Source organism: Agromyces italicus DSM 16388 (assembly GCF_000421545.1).
Lineage (GTDB): Bacteria > Actinomycetota > Actinomycetes > Actinomycetales > Microbacteriaceae > Agromyces > Agromyces italicus.
Window position 1 is genome coordinate 203,038 of the sequence record NZ_ATXF01000010.1, and the last position, 16,024, is coordinate 219,061.

General features: G+C 71.3%; 16 protein-coding genes. 10 read left to right on the forward strand and 6 right to left on the reverse strand.

Going from position 1 to position 16,024, the window contains the following annotated elements; genetic code table 11:
* Positions 1-59 precede the first annotated feature (59 nt).
* From H516_RS0115740 to H516_RS0115760, 5 genes are all read left to right on the forward strand, one after another.
* Positions 60-638, forward strand: a complete 579-nt coding sequence (locus tag H516_RS0115740; protein ID WP_022890670.1) for a 1-acyl-sn-glycerol-3-phosphate acyltransferase — start codon at positions 60-62, stop codon at positions 636-638.
* A gap of 160 nt (positions 639-798) precedes the next feature.
* Complete coding sequence (locus tag H516_RS0115745; RefSeq protein WP_022890671.1) at positions 799-1,275, forward strand: DUF2975 domain-containing protein; 477 nt, start codon at positions 799-801, stop codon at positions 1,273-1,275.
* Entirely contained in the window at positions 1,275-1,526 is a 252-nt protein-coding gene (locus H516_RS0115750; RefSeq protein ID WP_022890672.1) for a helix-turn-helix domain-containing protein, read from the forward strand. Before H516_RS0115745 ends, H516_RS0115750 begins: the two co-directional genes overlap by 1 nt.
* Positions 1,523-5,359: an SCO7613 C-terminal domain-containing membrane protein gene (locus tag H516_RS0115755; protein WP_022890673.1), complete on the forward strand. Its 3,837-nt coding sequence runs from the start codon at positions 1,523-1,525 to the stop codon at positions 5,357-5,359. The genes H516_RS0115750 and H516_RS0115755 overlap by 4 nt, the downstream gene beginning before the upstream one ends.
* A 105-nt stretch (positions 5,360-5,464) precedes the next feature.
* On the forward strand, positions 5,465-5,806 hold the full coding sequence (locus H516_RS0115760) for a LysR family transcriptional regulator (protein ID WP_026378889.1): 342 nt from the start codon (positions 5,465-5,467) through the stop codon (positions 5,804-5,806).
* A 301-nt stretch (positions 5,807-6,107) separates the two neighbouring features.
* Here the strand turns inward: H516_RS0115760 and H516_RS0115770 are convergent, their stop codons facing one another.
* A complete protein-coding gene (locus tag H516_RS0115770; protein ID WP_026378890.1) occupies positions 6,108-6,677 on the reverse strand; it encodes a dienelactone hydrolase family protein in 570 nt (189 codons plus the stop codon).
* Positions 6,678-6,744: 67 nt separating this feature from the next.
* On the opposite strand from H516_RS0115770, the gene H516_RS0115775 reads away from it, so the two are divergent.
* Positions 6,745-7,308: a winged helix-turn-helix domain-containing protein gene (locus tag H516_RS0115775; RefSeq protein ID WP_026378891.1), complete on the forward strand. Its 564-nt coding sequence runs from the start codon at positions 6,745-6,747 to the stop codon at positions 7,306-7,308.
* Between the two features lie 163 nt (positions 7,309-7,471).
* Positions 7,472-7,627 carry a hypothetical protein gene (locus H516_RS22290; protein WP_022890677.1) on the forward strand — a complete coding sequence of 52 codons (156 nt, stop codon included), beginning with the start codon at positions 7,472-7,474 and terminating at the stop codon, positions 7,625-7,627.
* An 85-nt stretch (positions 7,628-7,712) separates the two neighbouring features.
* Here the strand turns inward: H516_RS22290 and H516_RS0115785 are convergent, their stop codons facing one another.
* Complete coding sequence (locus H516_RS0115785) at positions 7,713-8,702, reverse strand: helix-turn-helix transcriptional regulator (RefSeq protein WP_026378892.1); 990 nt, start codon at positions 8,700-8,702, stop codon at positions 7,713-7,715.
* Between the two features lie 117 nt (positions 8,703-8,819).
* Between H516_RS0115785 and H516_RS0115790 the strand changes: the two genes are divergently transcribed.
* Entirely contained in the window at positions 8,820-9,248 is a 429-nt protein-coding gene (locus tag H516_RS0115790; protein WP_022890679.1) for a VOC family protein, read from the forward strand.
* Here H516_RS0115790 and ychF read toward each other — a convergent pair.
* Both ychF and H516_RS20585 read right to left on the reverse strand, forming a co-directional pair.
* Positions 9,238-10,311, reverse strand: coding sequence for a redox-regulated ATPase YchF (gene ychF / locus H516_RS0115795; RefSeq protein ID WP_022890680.1), 1,074 nt, complete (start codon positions 10,309-10,311; stop codon positions 9,238-9,240). The two genes, H516_RS0115790 and ychF, sit on opposite strands and share 11 nt — an antisense overlap.
* 32 nt (positions 10,312-10,343) lie before the next feature.
* Positions 10,344-11,129: a class I SAM-dependent methyltransferase gene (locus H516_RS20585; RefSeq protein WP_022890681.1), complete on the reverse strand. Its 786-nt coding sequence runs from the start codon at positions 11,127-11,129 to the stop codon at positions 10,344-10,346.
* Between the two features lie 146 nt (positions 11,130-11,275).
* On the opposite strand from H516_RS20585, the gene H516_RS0115805 reads away from it, so the two are divergent.
* Together H516_RS0115805 and H516_RS20590 are read left to right on the forward strand one after the other, a co-directional pair.
* Positions 11,276-11,893: a 3'-5' exonuclease gene (locus H516_RS0115805; RefSeq protein ID WP_026378893.1), complete on the forward strand. Its 618-nt coding sequence runs from the start codon at positions 11,276-11,278 to the stop codon at positions 11,891-11,893.
* A gap of 57 nt (positions 11,894-11,950) precedes the next feature.
* A complete protein-coding gene (locus H516_RS20590) occupies positions 11,951-13,576 on the forward strand; it encodes a DNA recombination protein RmuC (protein WP_022890683.1) in 1,626 nt (541 codons plus the stop codon).
* Between the two features lie 77 nt (positions 13,577-13,653).
* Here H516_RS20590 and glpX read toward each other — a convergent pair whose 3' ends face one another.
* Both glpX and H516_RS20595 read right to left on the reverse strand, forming a co-directional pair.
* Positions 13,654-14,655: a class II fructose-bisphosphatase gene (glpX, locus tag H516_RS0115815; RefSeq protein WP_022890684.1), complete on the reverse strand. Its 1,002-nt coding sequence runs from the start codon at positions 14,653-14,655 to the stop codon at positions 13,654-13,656.
* 179 nt (positions 14,656-14,834) lie between these two features.
* A complete protein-coding gene (locus tag H516_RS20595; RefSeq protein WP_051138857.1) occupies positions 14,835-15,890 on the reverse strand; it encodes a fructose-bisphosphatase class II in 1,056 nt (351 codons plus the stop codon).
* Between the last annotated feature and the right edge of the window lie 134 nt (positions 15,891-16,024).

A 16,024-nucleotide genomic window follows, 5' to 3' on the forward strand; every position in this document is an offset into this window, starting at 1 on the left:
GCGCAGCGCGAGCCGACCGCATACCGGCGCAGACATATGCAGTCGCATACGGTTGCCGGATGCTTCGTCGCCTCGTCTCCAGTGTCTACTGGGCTCTCAGCCGGTGGACCCTCGCGGGCGAACCGGCCCCCGGCCGCCCCTCGGTGCTGATCGGCGCCCCCCACACCTCGAACTGGGACTTCGTGCTCATGCTCGCCATCGCCTGGCGGCGCGGCATCGACTTCCGCTGGCTCGGAAAGAAGAGCCTGTTCACGGGCTGGCGCGGTCCGCTCATGCGCGGGCTCGGCGGCATCCCCGTCGATCGTGCCGACCCGAGCCGCGTCGTCGGCGAGGTCGTCGAGCGCATCCGTGCCGGCGAGGTCTTCGGACTCGTCGTCACCCCCGACGGCACCCGCGGCGCGCACGAGTACTGGAAGTCGGGCTTCTACCGCATCGCCCGGGAGACCGGCATGCCGGTCACCCTGGGCTACGTCGACCGCACGACGATGACGACGGGCCTCGGCCCGACCTTCGAGCTCACGGGCGACGTCGCCGCCGACATGGCCGTCATCCGCGCCTTCTACGCCGACAAGGCGGGCGTGCGCCCCGAGCGGCGAGTGGAGCCGCGCCTGCGCGAGGAGCAGGGCTCCGCCGGCTGACCTTCGCCGCCGAGGCCGGCGCCCGCTCCCGGGTACCGGCGCCTCGTCGGATCCGACCCCGCTCTCCGCAGGCGGGGTCCTTCTGCGTGCCGCTACCGAATCGTGCGGCCCATGTGTATCGTTTCTCGATAGGTGTCTACCGATTATCGATAGGAATCACATGCAACGGCCCACGCTTATCGTGCTCAAGGTGCTCATCGTCGTGATGCTCCTGCTCCTCCTCTCGTGCCAGCTGTTCCTCGTGCCGGGCACGGCGCGCACCCTCGCGGCGAGCTACCCCGAGCTCGCCGGCCTCCAGGTTCCGGGCATCGTCATCGCCGTCCTGTTCCTCGTGTGCGTCGAGGTCGTGATGGTCTGCGTGTGGCGACTGCTTTCGATGGTCGGCGAGCAGAACATCTTCAGCTCCGACGCGTTCCGCTGGGTCGACCTCATCCTCGCGTCGATCATCGCGGCGACGCTGCTCATCGCCGTCGCCGGCGTGGTCCTCTTCTCCGCGGGCGTCGCGAACCCCTCGGTGCAGCTGCTCTGCGCGCTCGGCATCGTCGTCGGCACCGGCCTCGCCCTCCTCGTCGGCGTCATGCGCGGGCTGCTGAAGAATGCGGCGCAGTTGCAGCACGATCTCTCCGAGGTCGTCTGATGTCCATCGTCATCGATCTCGACGTCGAACTCGCCCGCCGCAAGATGTCGGTCGCCGACCTCGCGGCCGCGATCGACATCACGCCGGTCAATGTCTCGGTGCTGAAGAACGGCCGGGCGAAGGCGGTGCGGTTCTCGACGCTCGACGCGATCTGCCGCGTGCTCGAGTGCCAGCCGGGCGACATCCTGCGCTGGGTCCCCGATGACGGCGCGGATGCCTCGGCCCACCCCGGAGCGGAGACCTCGGCATGACCACCCTCCCTGCCCACTCCCTCGCCCGCAGTTGGAGCGACGCTGCCGTCGCCTACCTGCTCGACGCGACGGCGTGCCCGGTCTGCGTGCAGGCCCGGCTGCGCGACGGGCGCTGCCCGAGGTGCGGCGCGGTGCTCGATGCCGCGCTGGGCGCCGAACTCGCGGCGACCTCAGCGCGGGCCGCAGCCGCGGTCGGCGCGCGGCAGGCGGTCGTCGACCGGGTCGCCGTGCCCGCGACGGCCGTCATCCCGAGTGAGACCGCGGATGCCTCGGCGGCACCGTCCGAGACGGCCGCCCCCGTGGCATCCGCACCGATCGCCCCCCGCCCCGAGTCGACCGCGACGGTGCAGTCGGTGCTCGCGGTCGCGGGTGCCGGGCTCCTCGCCGTCGCGGCGGTCGTCTTCACCTTCTTCAACCCCGACCTCACCGACCGCAGCGCGCGCAGTGCGATCATCGCGGCGATCACGCTCGTGTTCCTCGGTGGCGCCTGGTGGCTCTCCCGGCGGGGCCTGCGCTTCTCGGCCGAGTCGGTCGGCGCGCTCGGTCTCGTGTTCGGCGCTTTGGATGTCGCGTCGATCGTCGAACTCGCGCTCGATCCGGCGAGCGCGTGGCTCGCCGCCGCACTCGGCACGCTCGCGGGCGGTGCGGTGATGGCGGTGATGGGCCTGGTCGCGCACGTCCGCATCTGGGTCTGGGCCTCGCTCACCGCCCTCGCCGCCGTCCCGGCGATGTTCGGCTACGCGGGCGGTACGGCCGGCTCCGCGCTCCTCGGGCACCTCGCGGCGGCGTTCGCCGCGTTCACGCTCATCGTCATCGCCCGCCGTGCCGCGCACCGCTTCGGTGCACCCCTGCTCGCCGAGGAGCGCACCCTCACCGTCGTGCAGATCGCCGCAGTTCCACTCGCGCTGGCGCTGCTGCCGTTCGTCGAGACCACGTCGAACGCGATGCGCTGGCTGCTCGTCGCGGCCGGATTCGCAGCCGTCGCGCTGCTGGGCGTGCTCTCCGCCCGACACCCGGCGCGCCGGTTCTGGAGCCTCCTCGCGGGCTTCGCCGCAATCGTCGCGGTCGCGGTCCTGCCGTTCGCCGCCGGACTCGGCGACGGACCGGCGGTGTTCTGGGCGATCGCGGTGCTCGCCGGAAGCGCCCAGCTCGGCCTGATCGCCGCGTGGCTGCTGGCGCCGAGGCTGCCCGGTGTCGAGTCGGCCGCATTCGGCGTCGGCGCCCTGGTCGCGGTCGGCGCCACCCTGGTGGCCCCGCTGCTCCTCGGGATGATCACCGTCCTCGTCACGCTCGTCGGCGCCATCGCGACGGTGCCGTACGCCCCACCCCTCACGACGGCCGGCGACCTCCTGGCCGTGACCACGGCGTGCGCTGCTGCGGCCGCCGGTTTCGCCGCGCTCGCGGTGATCGCCGCCCGACGCCGCAGTCGCGGCGCGGTCGAGGCCGACGACCGACCGGTCTCGCCCGTGAGGGTCGCGCTCGACGGGCCGTTCGGCGCTTCCGCGGCAGTGCTCGGGATGCTCGCCTGGCTGCTGCTCGCCTGCATCCCGACGCTCGCGCTCGGGGCGCGCATCGCGATCGCGCTGGCGCTCGTGCTCGCCGTCGCCGCCCTCCTGCGGTTCGGCTCGGCGCTCCGCCCGCGCACCCTCGTCGGCGGCTCGCTCCTCGGCGGCGCGCACCTCGCCGTGGTGCTCGGCTCGGTCGTCGCCGGCACGGATGCCTCGACGCAGCCGTGGGCCGGCATCGCGGTGCTGATCGGGGTCGCCGCGCTCGCGCTCGTGACGCCGGCCAGGCTGCGGTTCCTCTACGTCGGAGCCGGCTTCGCCTACGCGCTGACGGTCGTCGCGACCGTGCTCGGCACGACCGCACTCGCCGGCATCGCCCAATGGTGCCTCACGACCGCCGCGGGCCTGCTCGTCGCGATCGTCGCGACGTTCCTGCCCCGTCTCGGCGCGCGTTCGTGGTGGGCGATCCTCGCAGTGGCGGCCGTGCCCTTCGGCATCGGCATCGTGCAGGTGGTGTTCGAGCGCAGCGGGTGGACGGCGCTGTCGACCGGACTCATGCTGCTGCTCGCCGTCGCGCTCGTGATCACGAAGCGCCCCGGTCTCGGCATCGCCCTGCGCGCTGCGGCCGCCTCACTCGTCGTGCCGAGCGCCGCGGTCGTCGTCGTCTGCCTCGGCGCCGAGCTGCTCGTGGGCAGCGGCTCCCCGGTCGTGCTGCCCGTCATCGCGATGCTCGTGGCCGCCGTGCTGCCCGCGAGCGCCGCGATCGGGCGCGCGCTCGAACGCCGCGGGCTCGGCGCCGGGCCATCCCGCGCCGCTCGCGTCGCCGTCGAGACCTCGACCCTCGCGACCGGCGCGATCACCGTGCTGCTCTCGCTCGTGCGGAGCGCCGCCGGTCTCGAGACGACGTTCACGGTGCTCGTGATCCTCGGTCTCGGTTCGACGGCGATGGCCGTCGTGCAGCGACGTCGACTCGGTTGGTGGCTGGCGGGCTCGAGCTTCACGGGCGCGCTCTGGAGCGCCTGGGGTCTCGCCGGCGTCTCCGATGTCGAGGCGTACCTCGTGCCGCCCGGCCTCGTCGCGGCGTTCGTCGGTGCGATGCTCACCGTTCGCGGTGCGCGCAGCCTCGCCCTCGTGGCATCCGGCCTGCTGGTCGCGATCGTGCCGACCCTCGCGGTACTCGCCGCGTCGGTGCTGTCGATCGCTGACGGCGACGGCCCGAGCCTCGCCGCCGACGTGCGCGGCTGGGCGCTGATCGGGGCGGCCTGGCTGCTCGTCGCGGTCGGACTCCTACTCGGCAGCTCGGGCGGCGGCGACACCCCCGGCGCTGCGGCACGCTCCGCCCGTGCTGCGCGAGGCCGGATGCTGAGACCGGCCGTGTTCTCGGCCGCGATCGTCGCCGCGTCGGGGGCGGCGTTGCAGGGCGCTCGCCTCGCCATCGACGGCATGCCCGACTCGCCGCTCGCCGGCATCCCGCTCGTGCTGGTGTGCGCCGGTGTCGGTCTGCTCGGCGCCGTCGCCGCCCTCATCGCGGGCCGCGCGATCGGGGCCGCATCCGCGCCCGGCTCGGCGCGTTCACGTGCGCGCCTGCTCACCGCACCGGCCCCGGCCTTCGTCGCCCTCGCGGCGTGGCCGGCGATCCGGTCCGATTGGGCCGAGATCTGGTCGATGTGGGCGCTCATGCTCGCGCTGCTCGGGGTCATGCTGCTCGCGGCAGTGCGCTCGGTGAGCGCCCGTACGAGCCTGCCACCCGTGTGGTTCGTGTTCGCGCTCGCGTTCGTGACGGCAGTGGTCGCGTGGAGCCCGCGCGAACTGCGTGTCGAGTGGTTCTCGGTGCCGCTCGGGGTGTTCCTCCTCGCGGCGGGTGTGGTCGCGCTGCGGGCGAGCGGTGGCGACGGCGGTCCGCCGCCCTCGGCGGGCGCGGCGGCTCGCGGCTCGCTCGCCGCACGGCTCACGGCCTGGCCCGCCGGCCGGCGCGGCTCGTGGGCGCTCCTCGCACCTGGGCTCGTGGCGCTCCTCTCCGCCTCGATCGCGGCGACCTTCACCGACCCGCAGACCTGGCGGGCCATCCTCGTCATGCTGTTCGCACTCGCCGCGATCCTCGTCGGCTCGGCGCAGAAGCTCGCGGCGCCGTTCCTCATCGGCATCGTCGTGCTGCCCGTCGAGAACGTCGTCGTGTTCGCCGTGCAGATCGGCCGCGGGATCGAGTCGATGCCGTGGTGGATCACCCTCGCCGTCGTCGGCGCGGTGCTGCTCATCATCGCCGTCACGACCGAGCGGCGAACGGGGGCGCAGCAGGGCATCGCGGCACGGCTCGGAGATCTGCGGTGAGCGTACGCAGGGTCGAGCCGGCGCGCGCGGCCTGCACGATGCGCGGTACCGACTCACGTACCCTGAAATCGGCCGCGACCCATGCGCACCGACGAGAGGCTCCCCGTGAACATCACCCTGCTCCGGCGTTTCGTCGCCGTCGCCGAGGAGCTGCACTTCCCCCGCGCAGCCGACTCCCTCGGCATCCCGCTCGCCTCGCTGTACTCCTCGATCGAGAAGCTCGAGGCCGAGGTAGGGCACCCGCTGTTCACCCAGCAGGGCGGAACCCGGCTCACCGAGGCCGGGGTCGCCTTGCTTCCCGAGGCCCGGGCGGAGATCGCCGCGGCGCCGCCGCCCGCTGAGAAGCCGGTGAAGGCCGGCGGCAAGGCGAAGGCCTCGAAGGGCAAGGGCCGTGCCCCCGTCGTGAAGGGGCAGCCGAAGCCGTACAAGAAGCGCCAGGGCCGCTGACGACGCCGCGATCTCAGCGACAGCGGGCGAGGATCGCACCAAAGGGCCGACGGCCCGGATCGGTTCGCGCGTGCGTCTCGACGGCGTCGAGCCCCGCGGCGTCGAGCGCGGAGCACATCTCGGGCACCGGCCAGACGTACGCGGTCACCACATGATCGAACGGCTCGAGTCGCGGTGTCGGACACGGCGCCGTTGACGATGCAGTCCTCGCGCGACGTGCCCTCGCGTTCGAAGCAGACTGCACTCGATCGGAGTCGGGAGCGTCATGAAGCCATCCTCGCAGGGCCCGCGCACCCCTCGGTCAGACCGAGGCGACGAACTGCCCGACCCGCTCCATGAGCAGGGAGGCCGCCTCCGGATCGTACGCGTCGAGCGAGGAGTCGGCGAAGAGGTGCTGGTCGCCGGGGTAGACGAACAACTCGGCGTCGCTCGTCGAGCCGACGAGCTCGCGTGCCGCCGGCAGGTCCTCGTCGAAGAACTCGTCGCCCTCCTTGCCGTGGATCTGCACCGGGACCCCCGCCGGCCAGGCTCCCCCGAACTCGGCGACGGGGATGCACGAGAACATCAGCAACGCCCCGCGGGCGCCCGGCCGGGTCTGCGCGAGTCGCTGGGCGATCGTCACGCCGAAGGAGAATCCGGCGTACACGAGCCCTGGGCCGTGTTCCTCCGCCGCGGCAGCGCCGCGCTCCCGAATGGCGTCGAATCCCATCTCGCGGGCGAAGCCGAACCCTTCCTCGATGCTGTCGAACGTGCGGCCGTCGAACAGGTCGGGCGTGTGCACGGTATGGCCGGCATCGCGCAGCTCGTCGGCGAAGGCCCGCACGCCGTCGGTCAGGCCCTGGATGTGGTGGTACAGCAGCACTTCGGCCATGTCAGCGGCTTCCCTCCTCGAATGATCGATGTATTTGGATCATTCGACGATGCTAGTCTGTTCGGTCATGGCGGACAACCCACCTGGCTACGAACTCGCCGATCGGATGGTGCTGACCGAGCCGGCCCAGGTGAGAGCCATCGGCAACCCGCTCCGCACCACGATCCTGCAGCTCCTCCACGAGCGGGCCGCGACCGTGACCGAGTTGGCGACGGCCGTCGGCCGCCCCAAGAGCACGGTCGCGCACCACGTCGAGGTCCTCGCCCGCAACGGCCTTCTTCAGATCGTGCGCACGCGAAAGGTGCGGGCGATCGAGGAGCGCTTCTACGGGCGCACCGCGCGCCTGTTCTCCGTGGCGGCGGAGCCGGCAGCGACCGGCGGAGGGGCGTCGGGCGACTTCAACGACTTCGAGGTCGCCGCACGCGAGTCGGCGACGGCCTTCGAGCTGGGACGGCTCTGGGGCTTCATCCGCCACGCGCGGATCTCGGAGGATCAGGCCTCCGAGTTCTGGAACCGAATGGCCGAACTGGTCGATGAGTTCGACCGCCTGCCCAGGTCCGGCGAGACTGTGTACGGGTTCGCGATCGGCATCTATCCCACTGCCTACCCGGCGCTGCCGGCCCCGGAATGAGGCGGGCGCCGACGTCGGGCGCCGACGTCGGGCGCCTCGCGGGTGAACCGGGGCACGACGACGACCTCGAGGTCCTGAAACAGCGAACGTCCCGCGGCACAACCCCTTGTCCGCGGCGTGCGCCGGCTCGTTGAATGATGCTGTCGCCGAAAGGGGATCACTCATGGACACGAGCATCTGGATCTGGATCATCGTCGCGATCGTCGTCGTCGCGATCATCGTGGCCGTCGCGGTCTGGGCCTCGTCCCGGCGCCGCGCCGAAGCCGAGGCCGAAGCCGATCGCCGTCGCGCGGCGAAGCTTCGGGAGAAGGCGGTGTGACGCCGACACCGGTGAGGCGGTGCCGCTCGGCCGATCTCCACGACGTCCGCACCGCACGGACCATCCGGCGGGCGCGCCGGGCTGATCAACCGGCCGCATCGGACGCGGCGCGAAGCATCCGCGCCGCCGCGGCCCTCAGTCGGTCCCGCAGCTCGTCGGGGCGATCGACGACCACCTCGCAGTCGAGCGCCGCGATCACGGGAGGGATCCAGTCGAGACTCTCGGCGTGGATCTCGACCCGATGGAGCGGCGGGCGGGCAGCGTGCGCATCGTCCTCAGCAGGGTCCACCAGCTCGAGCCTCGCAACGCTGGGCGGAAGATGCACGCGGATGACGCTCTCCGCGGCTCGCACGAGGAGCACGACCGTCCAACGCCGGTCGGCGTCGGCGAAGTGGTCGACGAGCCGCGTCGCCGCGTCGTGAGTGGCCGGCGGAGCGAAGGTCTCCGGCAGTGGGCGGGCCGCACCGATGCGGTCGAGGCGGAACGTGCGCTGTCCGCGCTTCTCCGTGTCGAACGCCACGAGATACCACCGGCCTCCGTGCGCATGCAGGCCGTGGGGCTCGACCCTGCGCCGCGAGGGAACACCGTCGCGATCGCGGTAGCGCAGGTCGACGACGCGTCGACGGTTCACGGCCTCGGCGAGCACGAGCATCATGGCGGGGTCGGGCATGACGACGCCGCCATGGCCGCTGCGCGACATCTCGGCGAGCACGATGTCGATACCCTTCGCCTCCTCCGGCCGCATCGCGCGTTTGATCTTCGACATTGCCGTCTGCACGGCGACTTCCGGCTCACCCGAGGCCGCCTGGGCGTGGGCGAGGCCGAGGAAGACCGACACCACTTCCTCGCGACCGAACGTGATCGGGAGGATGCTCCGGCCGGGCGCGAGCCGATAGCCGCCGAGCCTCCCCCGCAGCGACTCGACGTGCACGCCCGCCCTGATCAGCCGCGCCACATCGCGGCGCACCGTCCGTTCGTCGACGGCGAGGCGGTCGGCGAGCTCGGTGACCGTGCGCCGGTCGGAGGACTGGAGCAGCTCCAGCAGCTGGAGCGTGCGCGCGGTCGGGTCGGTCACGACCGCCATTCTCTCCGAAAACCGGGCGGATACCGCCCGGTATCGGAAGTACGGTCGGATCCGCGGCCGCCTCCATGAGCCGCCGAGATCACGACCCGCCCATCAAAGGAGACCACGATGCAACTGGCTGCCACCCGAATCTTCACCGACGACGTGGACACCCTGTCCGCCTTCTACGAGAGGGCGACCGGGCTCACGGCGGCGCGCCTGCATCCGATGTTCGCCGAACTGCGCACGCCGACCGGGACGCTCGCGATCGCAGGCACGGCGACGGTGCCGTTGCTCGGAGAGGGAGTCGCCGCCGCCCGCTCGAACCGCAGCATCGTCCTGGACTTCCAGGTCGATGACGTCGACGCGACCTACCGAGCCCTTCGGGGCGTCGTCGACGTCGTCGTCAAGGAACCGACGGACATGCCGTGGGGCAATCGTTCGCTCCTCGTGAGGGATCCGGACGGCAACCTGATCAACTTCTTCACGCCGGTCAGCGAGCCCGCCCAGGCCCGGTTCGCTCGAGCGTCGTCAGGCTCGCGCGCGACTACAGGTTGAAGCGGAACTCCACGACATCGCCGTCCTGCATGACGTAGTCCTTGCCCTCCATGCGGGCCTTGCCCTTCGCGCGGGCCTCGGCGACCGATCCGGTCTCGACGAGGTCGGCGAACGAGATGACCTCGGCCTTGATGAAGCCGCGCTCGAAGTCGGTGTGGATCACCCCGGCCGCCTGCGGGGCCTTGTCGCCCTGGTGGATCGTCCACGCGCGCGACTCCTTGGGGCCGGCGGTGAGGTAGGTCTGCAGGCCCAGGGTGTCGAAGCCGATGCGGGCGAGCTGGTCGAGGCCCGACTCCTCCTGGCCCGTCGAGGCCAGCAGTTCTGCGGCCTCCTCGGGGTCGAGGTCGATGAGCTCCGACTCGATCTTCGCGTCGAGGAACACCGCTTCGGCGGGGGCGACGAGCGCCGCGAGCTCGGCCTTCTTCGCGTCGTCGGTGAGCACCGCCTCGTCGACGTTGAAGACGTAGATGAACGGCTTCGCGGTCAGCAGGCCGAGCTCCTTGACGGGCGTGAGATCGACGGATGCCGCGGAGAGGGGCGTGCCCTTCTGCAGCACCTCCTGCGCCTCCTTGGCTGCGACGAGCACCGAGGGGTCGAGCTTCTTGCCCTTGATCTCCTTCTCGTAGCGCGGGATGGCGCGCTCGAGGGTCTCGAGGTCGGCGAGGATCAGCTCGGTGTTGATCGTCTCCATGTCGGACTTCGGGTCGACCTTGCCGTCGACGTGCACGACGTCGCCGTCCTCGAAGCCGCGCACGACCTGCGCGATCGCGTCGGCCTCGCGGATGTTGGCGAGGAACTTGTTGCCGAGCCCCTCCCCCTCGGAGGCGCCGCGCACGATGCCCGCGATGTCGACGAACGACACGGCGGCCGGCAGGATGCGCTCGGAGCCGAAGATCGAGGCGAGCGTCGCGAGTCGCGGGTCGGGCAGGTTCACCACGCCGACGTTGGGCTCGATCGTCGCGAACGGGTAGTTCGCTGCGAGCACCTGGTTCTTGGTCAGGGCGTTGAAGAGGGTGGACTTGCCGACGTTGGGCAGACCGACGATACCGATAGTGAGAGCCACGGGGGCACAGTCTACCGGGGCGCGGCCGATGCTCAGCCGAGCCGAGTGCGGAAGCAGCGGGTGAGGTAGGGCACCTCGAGCTCCTCGGCGCCCGCGAGGTCGGGATGCGTCGCGAGCAGCGTCTCGAGGGCGGCGAGCGTCGCGGCCTGCTCGGACTCGCTCGCCGTGATGAAGTAGCTCCGCGAGCGCACGAGGTCGAGGAAGCCGGCCCGCGTCATCCGCGTCGACCAGGCCACCGTGTGCTCCTCGATCGGGCCGAACGGCCGCCCCACCTGGACGTAGGTCTCGAACGTCGCGCTCGCGTCGTGGCGCTCGTGCATGATCCCGCCCGCTTCGCGCAGCCAGTCGACGCTCGTGTCGCGCGAGTTCCAGATGAGTCCGAGCACGCCGCCGGGCCGCAGCACGCGGGCGATCTCGGGCACCGCCCGCTCGGGGATGAACCAGTGCCACGCCTGCCCCGCGACGACGGCGTCGACCGAGGCACCCTCGATCGGGATGTCCTCGGCGGTGCCGAGGATCCGCGGCACGCCGGGCACCGCGATCTCGAGCTCTTCGAGCATCTCCTCGACGGGGTCGACGGCGATCACCTCGCGGTCGAGCTCGACGAGCGCCTCGCTCAGCTTGCCGGTGCCCGCGCCGAGGTCGAGCACGCGCTTCGCATCGCCGACCAGCCATTCGACGGCCTCCGGCGGGTAGCCGGGTCGGGCCCGGTGATAGACGGATGCCGCGGCGCCGAACGATCTCGCCGAGCGCCGGGTACCGGGAGCACCGGGGTCGGCGACGAGCTCGCCCGCACCTCGTTCGGGGGCGTCGCTCATGGGCTCGTCCTCTCGTCGCGCGGGTCGCGCGTCCATTCCACGCCCGCGACGGGGCATCCGTCAACCGGTGCCCGTCACGCAGCCGCTCTGGTGACCCGCCCGGCCGGCGGCCCGCCGGTGTGGGCGATGCGTGGCACGATGTCCTCGTGCCAGTGGACTTCACCGCGATCGACTTCGAAACCGCCAATTCCTCCGGCGCCTCCGCCTGCTCGATGGGGCTCGTGAAAGTGCGCGACGGGCAGGTGGTCGACCGGGTGCACCGGTACATCCGTCCGCCGTTCCCGCACGACGAGTTCTCGGAGTGGAACGTGCGGATCCACGGCATCACGCGCGAGATGGTCGCGGGCGCCCCCGACTGGCGCACGCACCTTCCGGCGCTCCGCGAGTTCGCGGGCGGCGATGTGCTCGTGGCGCACAACGCGACGTTCGATCTCGGTGTCATCGCCAAGACCTCGGCCGCCTGGGGCCTCGAGGTGCCCGACTACCGCTCGTTGTGCAGCCTCCAGGTGGCGCGGCGTACCTACCACCTCGACTCGTACCGACTGCCCGTCGCCGCGATGGCCGCCGGCTTCGAGGGCTTCTCGCACCACGACGCCCTCGCCGACGCCGAGGCCTGCGCGACGATCATCGTGCACGCCGCCGGGCGTCACGGCGCCGACGACGTCGAGCGGCTCGCGCACATCACGAGGGTGAAGCTCGGGTCGATCGGCCCCGTCGCCGTAGCCGCCGACCGCACGGCGAACGGCCCGATGGCGCTGCAGTAGGCGCGCCCGCCGCACGGCGGAGGCCGGATGTCGGCGGCGCCTGCGACACTCGATGACATGGAGATCCTGCTGCTCGTCATCGGCCTCGTCGTGGGCGTCCTGCTCGGCGCGCTCGCCATCCGGCTCAAGCTCGGGCGCGGCGCAGCCCTCGACGACCGGCAGCTCTCGTCAGCCATCCGCGACGAGGTGCGCGCGGGCGGCGGTGAGCTCCGCCAAGAGCTCGCGATGCAGCGCAGCGAGCTGAGCCAGCAACTGAACGCCCTGCAGATGCAGCTCGACCAGCGGCTGCAGTCGACCGCAGTCGCTCAGGCTGAGGAGTCGGGGCGAGAGCGCGAGTCGCGCAAGGCGTCATCCGACGAACTCCGCACAACGGTCGACCGATCCCTCATCGAACTGAGCGACAAGTTCCACACGTCCTCCAAGTCGTCGCTCGAATCGCAGAACGAGCTCAAGCAGGCGGTCGAGGCGCGGTTCGATGCACTGCGCACCGCGAACGACGACAAGCTCGAGCAGGTGCGCGCCACGGTCGAGAGGCTTCAGAAGGCGCTGACCGACGCCCTCTCGGTGAACGCCGAGCGCGTCCAGGCGCTGACCGACGCGAATGCCGCGAAGCACGTCGAACTCCAGCAGTCCATGCGCGACGAACTCGACAAACTCCGTACGGGCAATGAAGCCAAGCTCGACCAGATGCGCGAGACGGTCGACGAGAAGCTCCAGGGCACGCTCGAGAAGCGGCTGGGCGAATCGTTCAAGCTCGTGAGCGAGCGACTCGAGCAGGTACAGGTGGGCCTCGGTGAGATGAAGACGCTCGCGACCGATGTCGGGGGCCTCAAGCGCGTGCTCACCAACGTCAAGAGTCGCGGCACCTGGGGCGAGGTTCAGCTCGCGCGACAGCTCGAAGACCTGCTCACGCCAGAGCAGTACGAGCAGAACGTCGTCATCAAGCCGAACTCACGTGAGAACGTCGAGTTCGCGATCAAACTTCCGGGCCAGAGCGACGGCGACCGTCCGGTGTACCTGCCGATCGATTCGAAGTTCCCCCAGGAGGACTACGAACGTCTGCTCGAAGCTCAGGAGACCGGCGAGAAGGCCGAGATCGAGTCGGCGGCGAAGGCGCTCGAGCGTGCGGTGGTCGCGCAGGCGAAATCCATCCGCGAGAAGTACATCGAGCCGCCGCTGAGCACCGACTTCGCGATCATGTACCTGCCCACGGAGGGCCTCTTCGCCGAGATCGTTCGTCGCCCCGGGCTCATGAGTCGCCTTCAGAACGACTTCCACGTCAATGTCACGGGCCCGGCAACGCTCGCGTCGCTCCTCAACAGCCTGCAAATGGGCTTCCGGACCCTGTCGATCGAGAAGCGCAGCTCCGAGGTGTGGCAGGTGCTCGGGGCTGCGAAGGCCGAGTTCCAGAAGTACGCCCTCGTCTGGGACAAGCTCGGCAAGCAGCTGCAGACCGCGCAGAACACGGTTGCTGCCGCGGGGCAGCGCACGCGGGTGATCGAGCGCAAACTGCGTGGCGTCGAGATCTTGGAGATTGCGGCAGGCTCAGAACCCGACGCGATCGAGGTCGTGCTCGAGAGCATCGACGGCATCGATGCGGCCGAAGGCGCAGCCGATGCGGAAGCGCTCGACCACGGCTTCGCGGGCGCCGACCTCGACCCCGACATCCGCAGCGGCCTCTGACGCGATCGCCGCCTGCACGAGAGAGCGGGCGGCGAGCCGACTCCCGTCGGTCCGGCGCCCGCTCGGCGTTCCAGAACTCAGATGTCGGCGTCAGGCAGCCACTTCTCGATGAGGTGGTCGGCGACGATGCGGCGGACCGTGCCCGACTTGCCACGCAGCACGATCGACTCGGTGCGGATGATCGGGCCCTTCTTGCGCACGCCGTCGAGGAGCTCGCCGTCGGTCACGCCGGTCGCGACGAAGAAGGTGTTGTCGCCGCGCACCAGGTCGTCGAGCTCGTAGATCTTGTCGCAGTCGAGGCCTGCGGCCTCGCCGCGGGCCCGCTCGGTGTCGTCGAGCGGCGCGAGCTTGCCCTGCATGAACCCGCCGAGCGCCTTGATCGCGCACGCCGTGGTGATGCCCTCGGGGCTGCCGCCGATCCCGACGCACATGTCGATGCGCGACTCGTAGCGTGCCGCATTGATGCCGCCCGCGACGTCGCCGTCGCTGATGAGGCGGGTGCCGGCGCCCGCAGCGCGGATGTCGGCGATGAGTTGTTCGTGGCGGGGCCGATTCAGCACGGCGACGCGGAGCTCGCCGACCTCCTTGCCCTTCGCCGCGGCGAGTGCGCGGAGGTTCTCGCCGATCGGCTTGCGGATGTCGACGACGCCGATGCCCGAGGCATCCGTCACGATCTTGTCCATGTAGAAGATGCTCGACGCGTCGAGCATGCTGCCCCGGTCGGAGACGGCGATGACCGACAGAGCGTTCTGACGGCCCGCCGCGGTGAGCGAGGTGCCGTCGATCGGGTCGACGGCGATGTCGCACGCCGGGCCGCGGCCGTTGCCGACCCGCTCGCCGTTGAAGAGCATCGGCGCTTCGTCCTTCTCGCCCTCGCCGATGACGACGACGCCGTCGAAGTTCACGGTGCCGAGGAACGCCCGCATCGCGTCGACCGCCGCGCCGTCGGCCCCCAGCTTGTCGCCGCGCCCGATCCACGGGTACGAGCGGATCGCCGCGGCCTCGGTCGCGCGCACGAGTTCGAGTGCGATGTTGCGGTCGGGGTGCAGGAACAGGCTGGCGGTATCTGTGCTCACCATCGAGGGGTCCTCCGGAGTTCGTGCGATCGGCCTCGATCGGAGGCCGGCGGGAAGGGACGATCGTCCGCTTCCAGCCTAGGCACGAGACCGCGAGAGCAACCTGGTTTTCGCCCGTTCGTCAGTGAAAGAATGTGCATTCTTAACTCCCCGCCTCGACCACGTCGATGGCGGCGCGCCGCTCACCCGTCGAGGCGGTCGGCCCAGCCGTACCCGCCGCCGGGAGCCGACCACCAGTGTGCCCGAACGCCGGCGGGCATCCGCCGAACGCCCGGCAGCGACAGGCCGATCTCGCAGTCGGTGACCGCGGCGAGCACGATCGCGGCGGGTGTCGCGCACAGCTCGTCGAGGTCGGCGAGCGCGTCGATCGCACGCACCCCGTCGAGGTGTTCGAGCACACGATCGCGCTCGGGTCCGGATTGGGGCGCGAAGCGCGCGAGCATCGACCCGCCGAGCGCCCGCACCGCGGCGGCCACGATGACCCCCTCGGGCGCGCCGCCGACGCCGACCACGGCGTCGAGACGGGGGCGCTCGGGTCGCAGGTCGCCACCGGCACCGGGAAGCGCCTGCAGGCTGCGCTCGATGTCGCCGTGCTCGAACAGCTCGACCTGCGCGCCGGCGTCGCGCACGGCCTCGACGTACGGGCGGTTGCGCGGGCGGTCCTGCACAGCGATGCGGATGTCTCGCGGTGCAGCGCCGCGCGCGAGCGCCGCCTCGGCGACGACCTCGTGGATGAGTTCGGCGACGGAGCCACCGGCCGCCCGAGCGATCGTGTAGTCCGGTACCCAGGTGACGAGCTTTTCGAGGTAATGCGCCGGCCCGAGGTCGAAGAACGCCCCGCGCGGCGCCACCGAGATCACGGCCATCGCACCGGGCCGCCCGGCCGCACCGAGCCGCGTGCCGTCGACGGGGTCGACCGCGATATCGATCAGCGTGTCTCCGGCGCCCCCGCGGCCGAACCGCTCGCCGAGGTGCAGCATCGGGGCGTCGTCCTTCTCCCCCTCGCCGACGACGACCCGACCGTCGACCGGCAGCCCCGCAAGCGCGGCGCGCATCGCGGCGACCGCGGCGCCGTCGAGTTCGTCGGCGTCGCCGTGCCCCACGAGCGGAAGGCATGCGGCCGCTGCTGCGACCACGGCCGGTCGCAGCAACGTGGCGAGCATGGCGCCGTCGGCCTTCCCGGCGAGCGCGGCGGCGCCGGCTGGGTCGTGCGCCGCGTGTTCGATCGGGTCGGTCATGACTCCATCCTGCCCCGCGGAGGCCCCGGCCGAGACCCCCGGCCGACGACCGACGTCGCCATGCGGCATCCGACACCTGAGCCGTGCTCGACAAGTCGATAGACTCGAACGAACCCACACTGTCGTCACCGAAG

What these genes read in the sequence shown, in the direction of transcription:
- H516_RS0115740 (WP_022890670.1), top strand. Translation starts at nt 60, where the DNA reads ATGCTTCGTCGCCTCGTCTCCAGTGTCTACTGGGCTCTCAGCCGGTGG.
- H516_RS0115745 (WP_022890671.1), top strand. Translation starts at nt 799, where the DNA reads ATGCAACGGCCCACGCTTATCGTGCTCAAGGTGCTCATCGTCGTGATG.
- H516_RS0115750 (WP_022890672.1), top strand. Translation starts at nt 1,275, where the DNA reads ATGTCCATCGTCATCGATCTCGACGTCGAACTCGCCCGCCGCAAGATG.
- H516_RS0115755 (WP_022890673.1), top strand. Translation starts at nt 1,523, where the DNA reads ATGACCACCCTCCCTGCCCACTCCCTCGCCCGCAGTTGGAGCGACGCT.
- H516_RS0115770 (WP_026378890.1), bottom strand. Translation starts at nt 6,677, where the DNA reads ATGGCCGAAGTGCTGCTGTACCACCACATCCAGGGCCTGACCGACGGC.
- H516_RS0115775 (WP_026378891.1), top strand. Translation starts at nt 6,745, where the DNA reads ATGGCGGACAACCCACCTGGCTACGAACTCGCCGATCGGATGGTGCTG.
- H516_RS22290 (WP_022890677.1), top strand. Translation starts at nt 7,472, where the DNA reads ATGGACACGAGCATCTGGATCTGGATCATCGTCGCGATCGTCGTCGTC.
- H516_RS0115790 (WP_022890679.1), top strand. Translation starts at nt 8,820, where the DNA reads ATGCAACTGGCTGCCACCCGAATCTTCACCGACGACGTGGACACCCTG.
- H516_RS20585 (WP_022890681.1), bottom strand. Translation starts at nt 11,129, where the DNA reads ATGAGCGACGCCCCCGAACGAGGTGCGGGCGAGCTCGTCGCCGACCCC.
- H516_RS20590 (WP_022890683.1), top strand. Translation starts at nt 11,951, where the DNA reads ATGGAGATCCTGCTGCTCGTCATCGGCCTCGTCGTGGGCGTCCTGCTC.
- glpX (WP_022890684.1), bottom strand. Translation starts at nt 14,655, where the DNA reads ATGGTGAGCACAGATACCGCCAGCCTGTTCCTGCACCCCGACCGCAAC.
- H516_RS20595 (WP_051138857.1), bottom strand. Translation starts at nt 15,890, where the DNA reads ATGACCGACCCGATCGAACACGCGGCGCACGACCCAGCCGGCGCCGCC.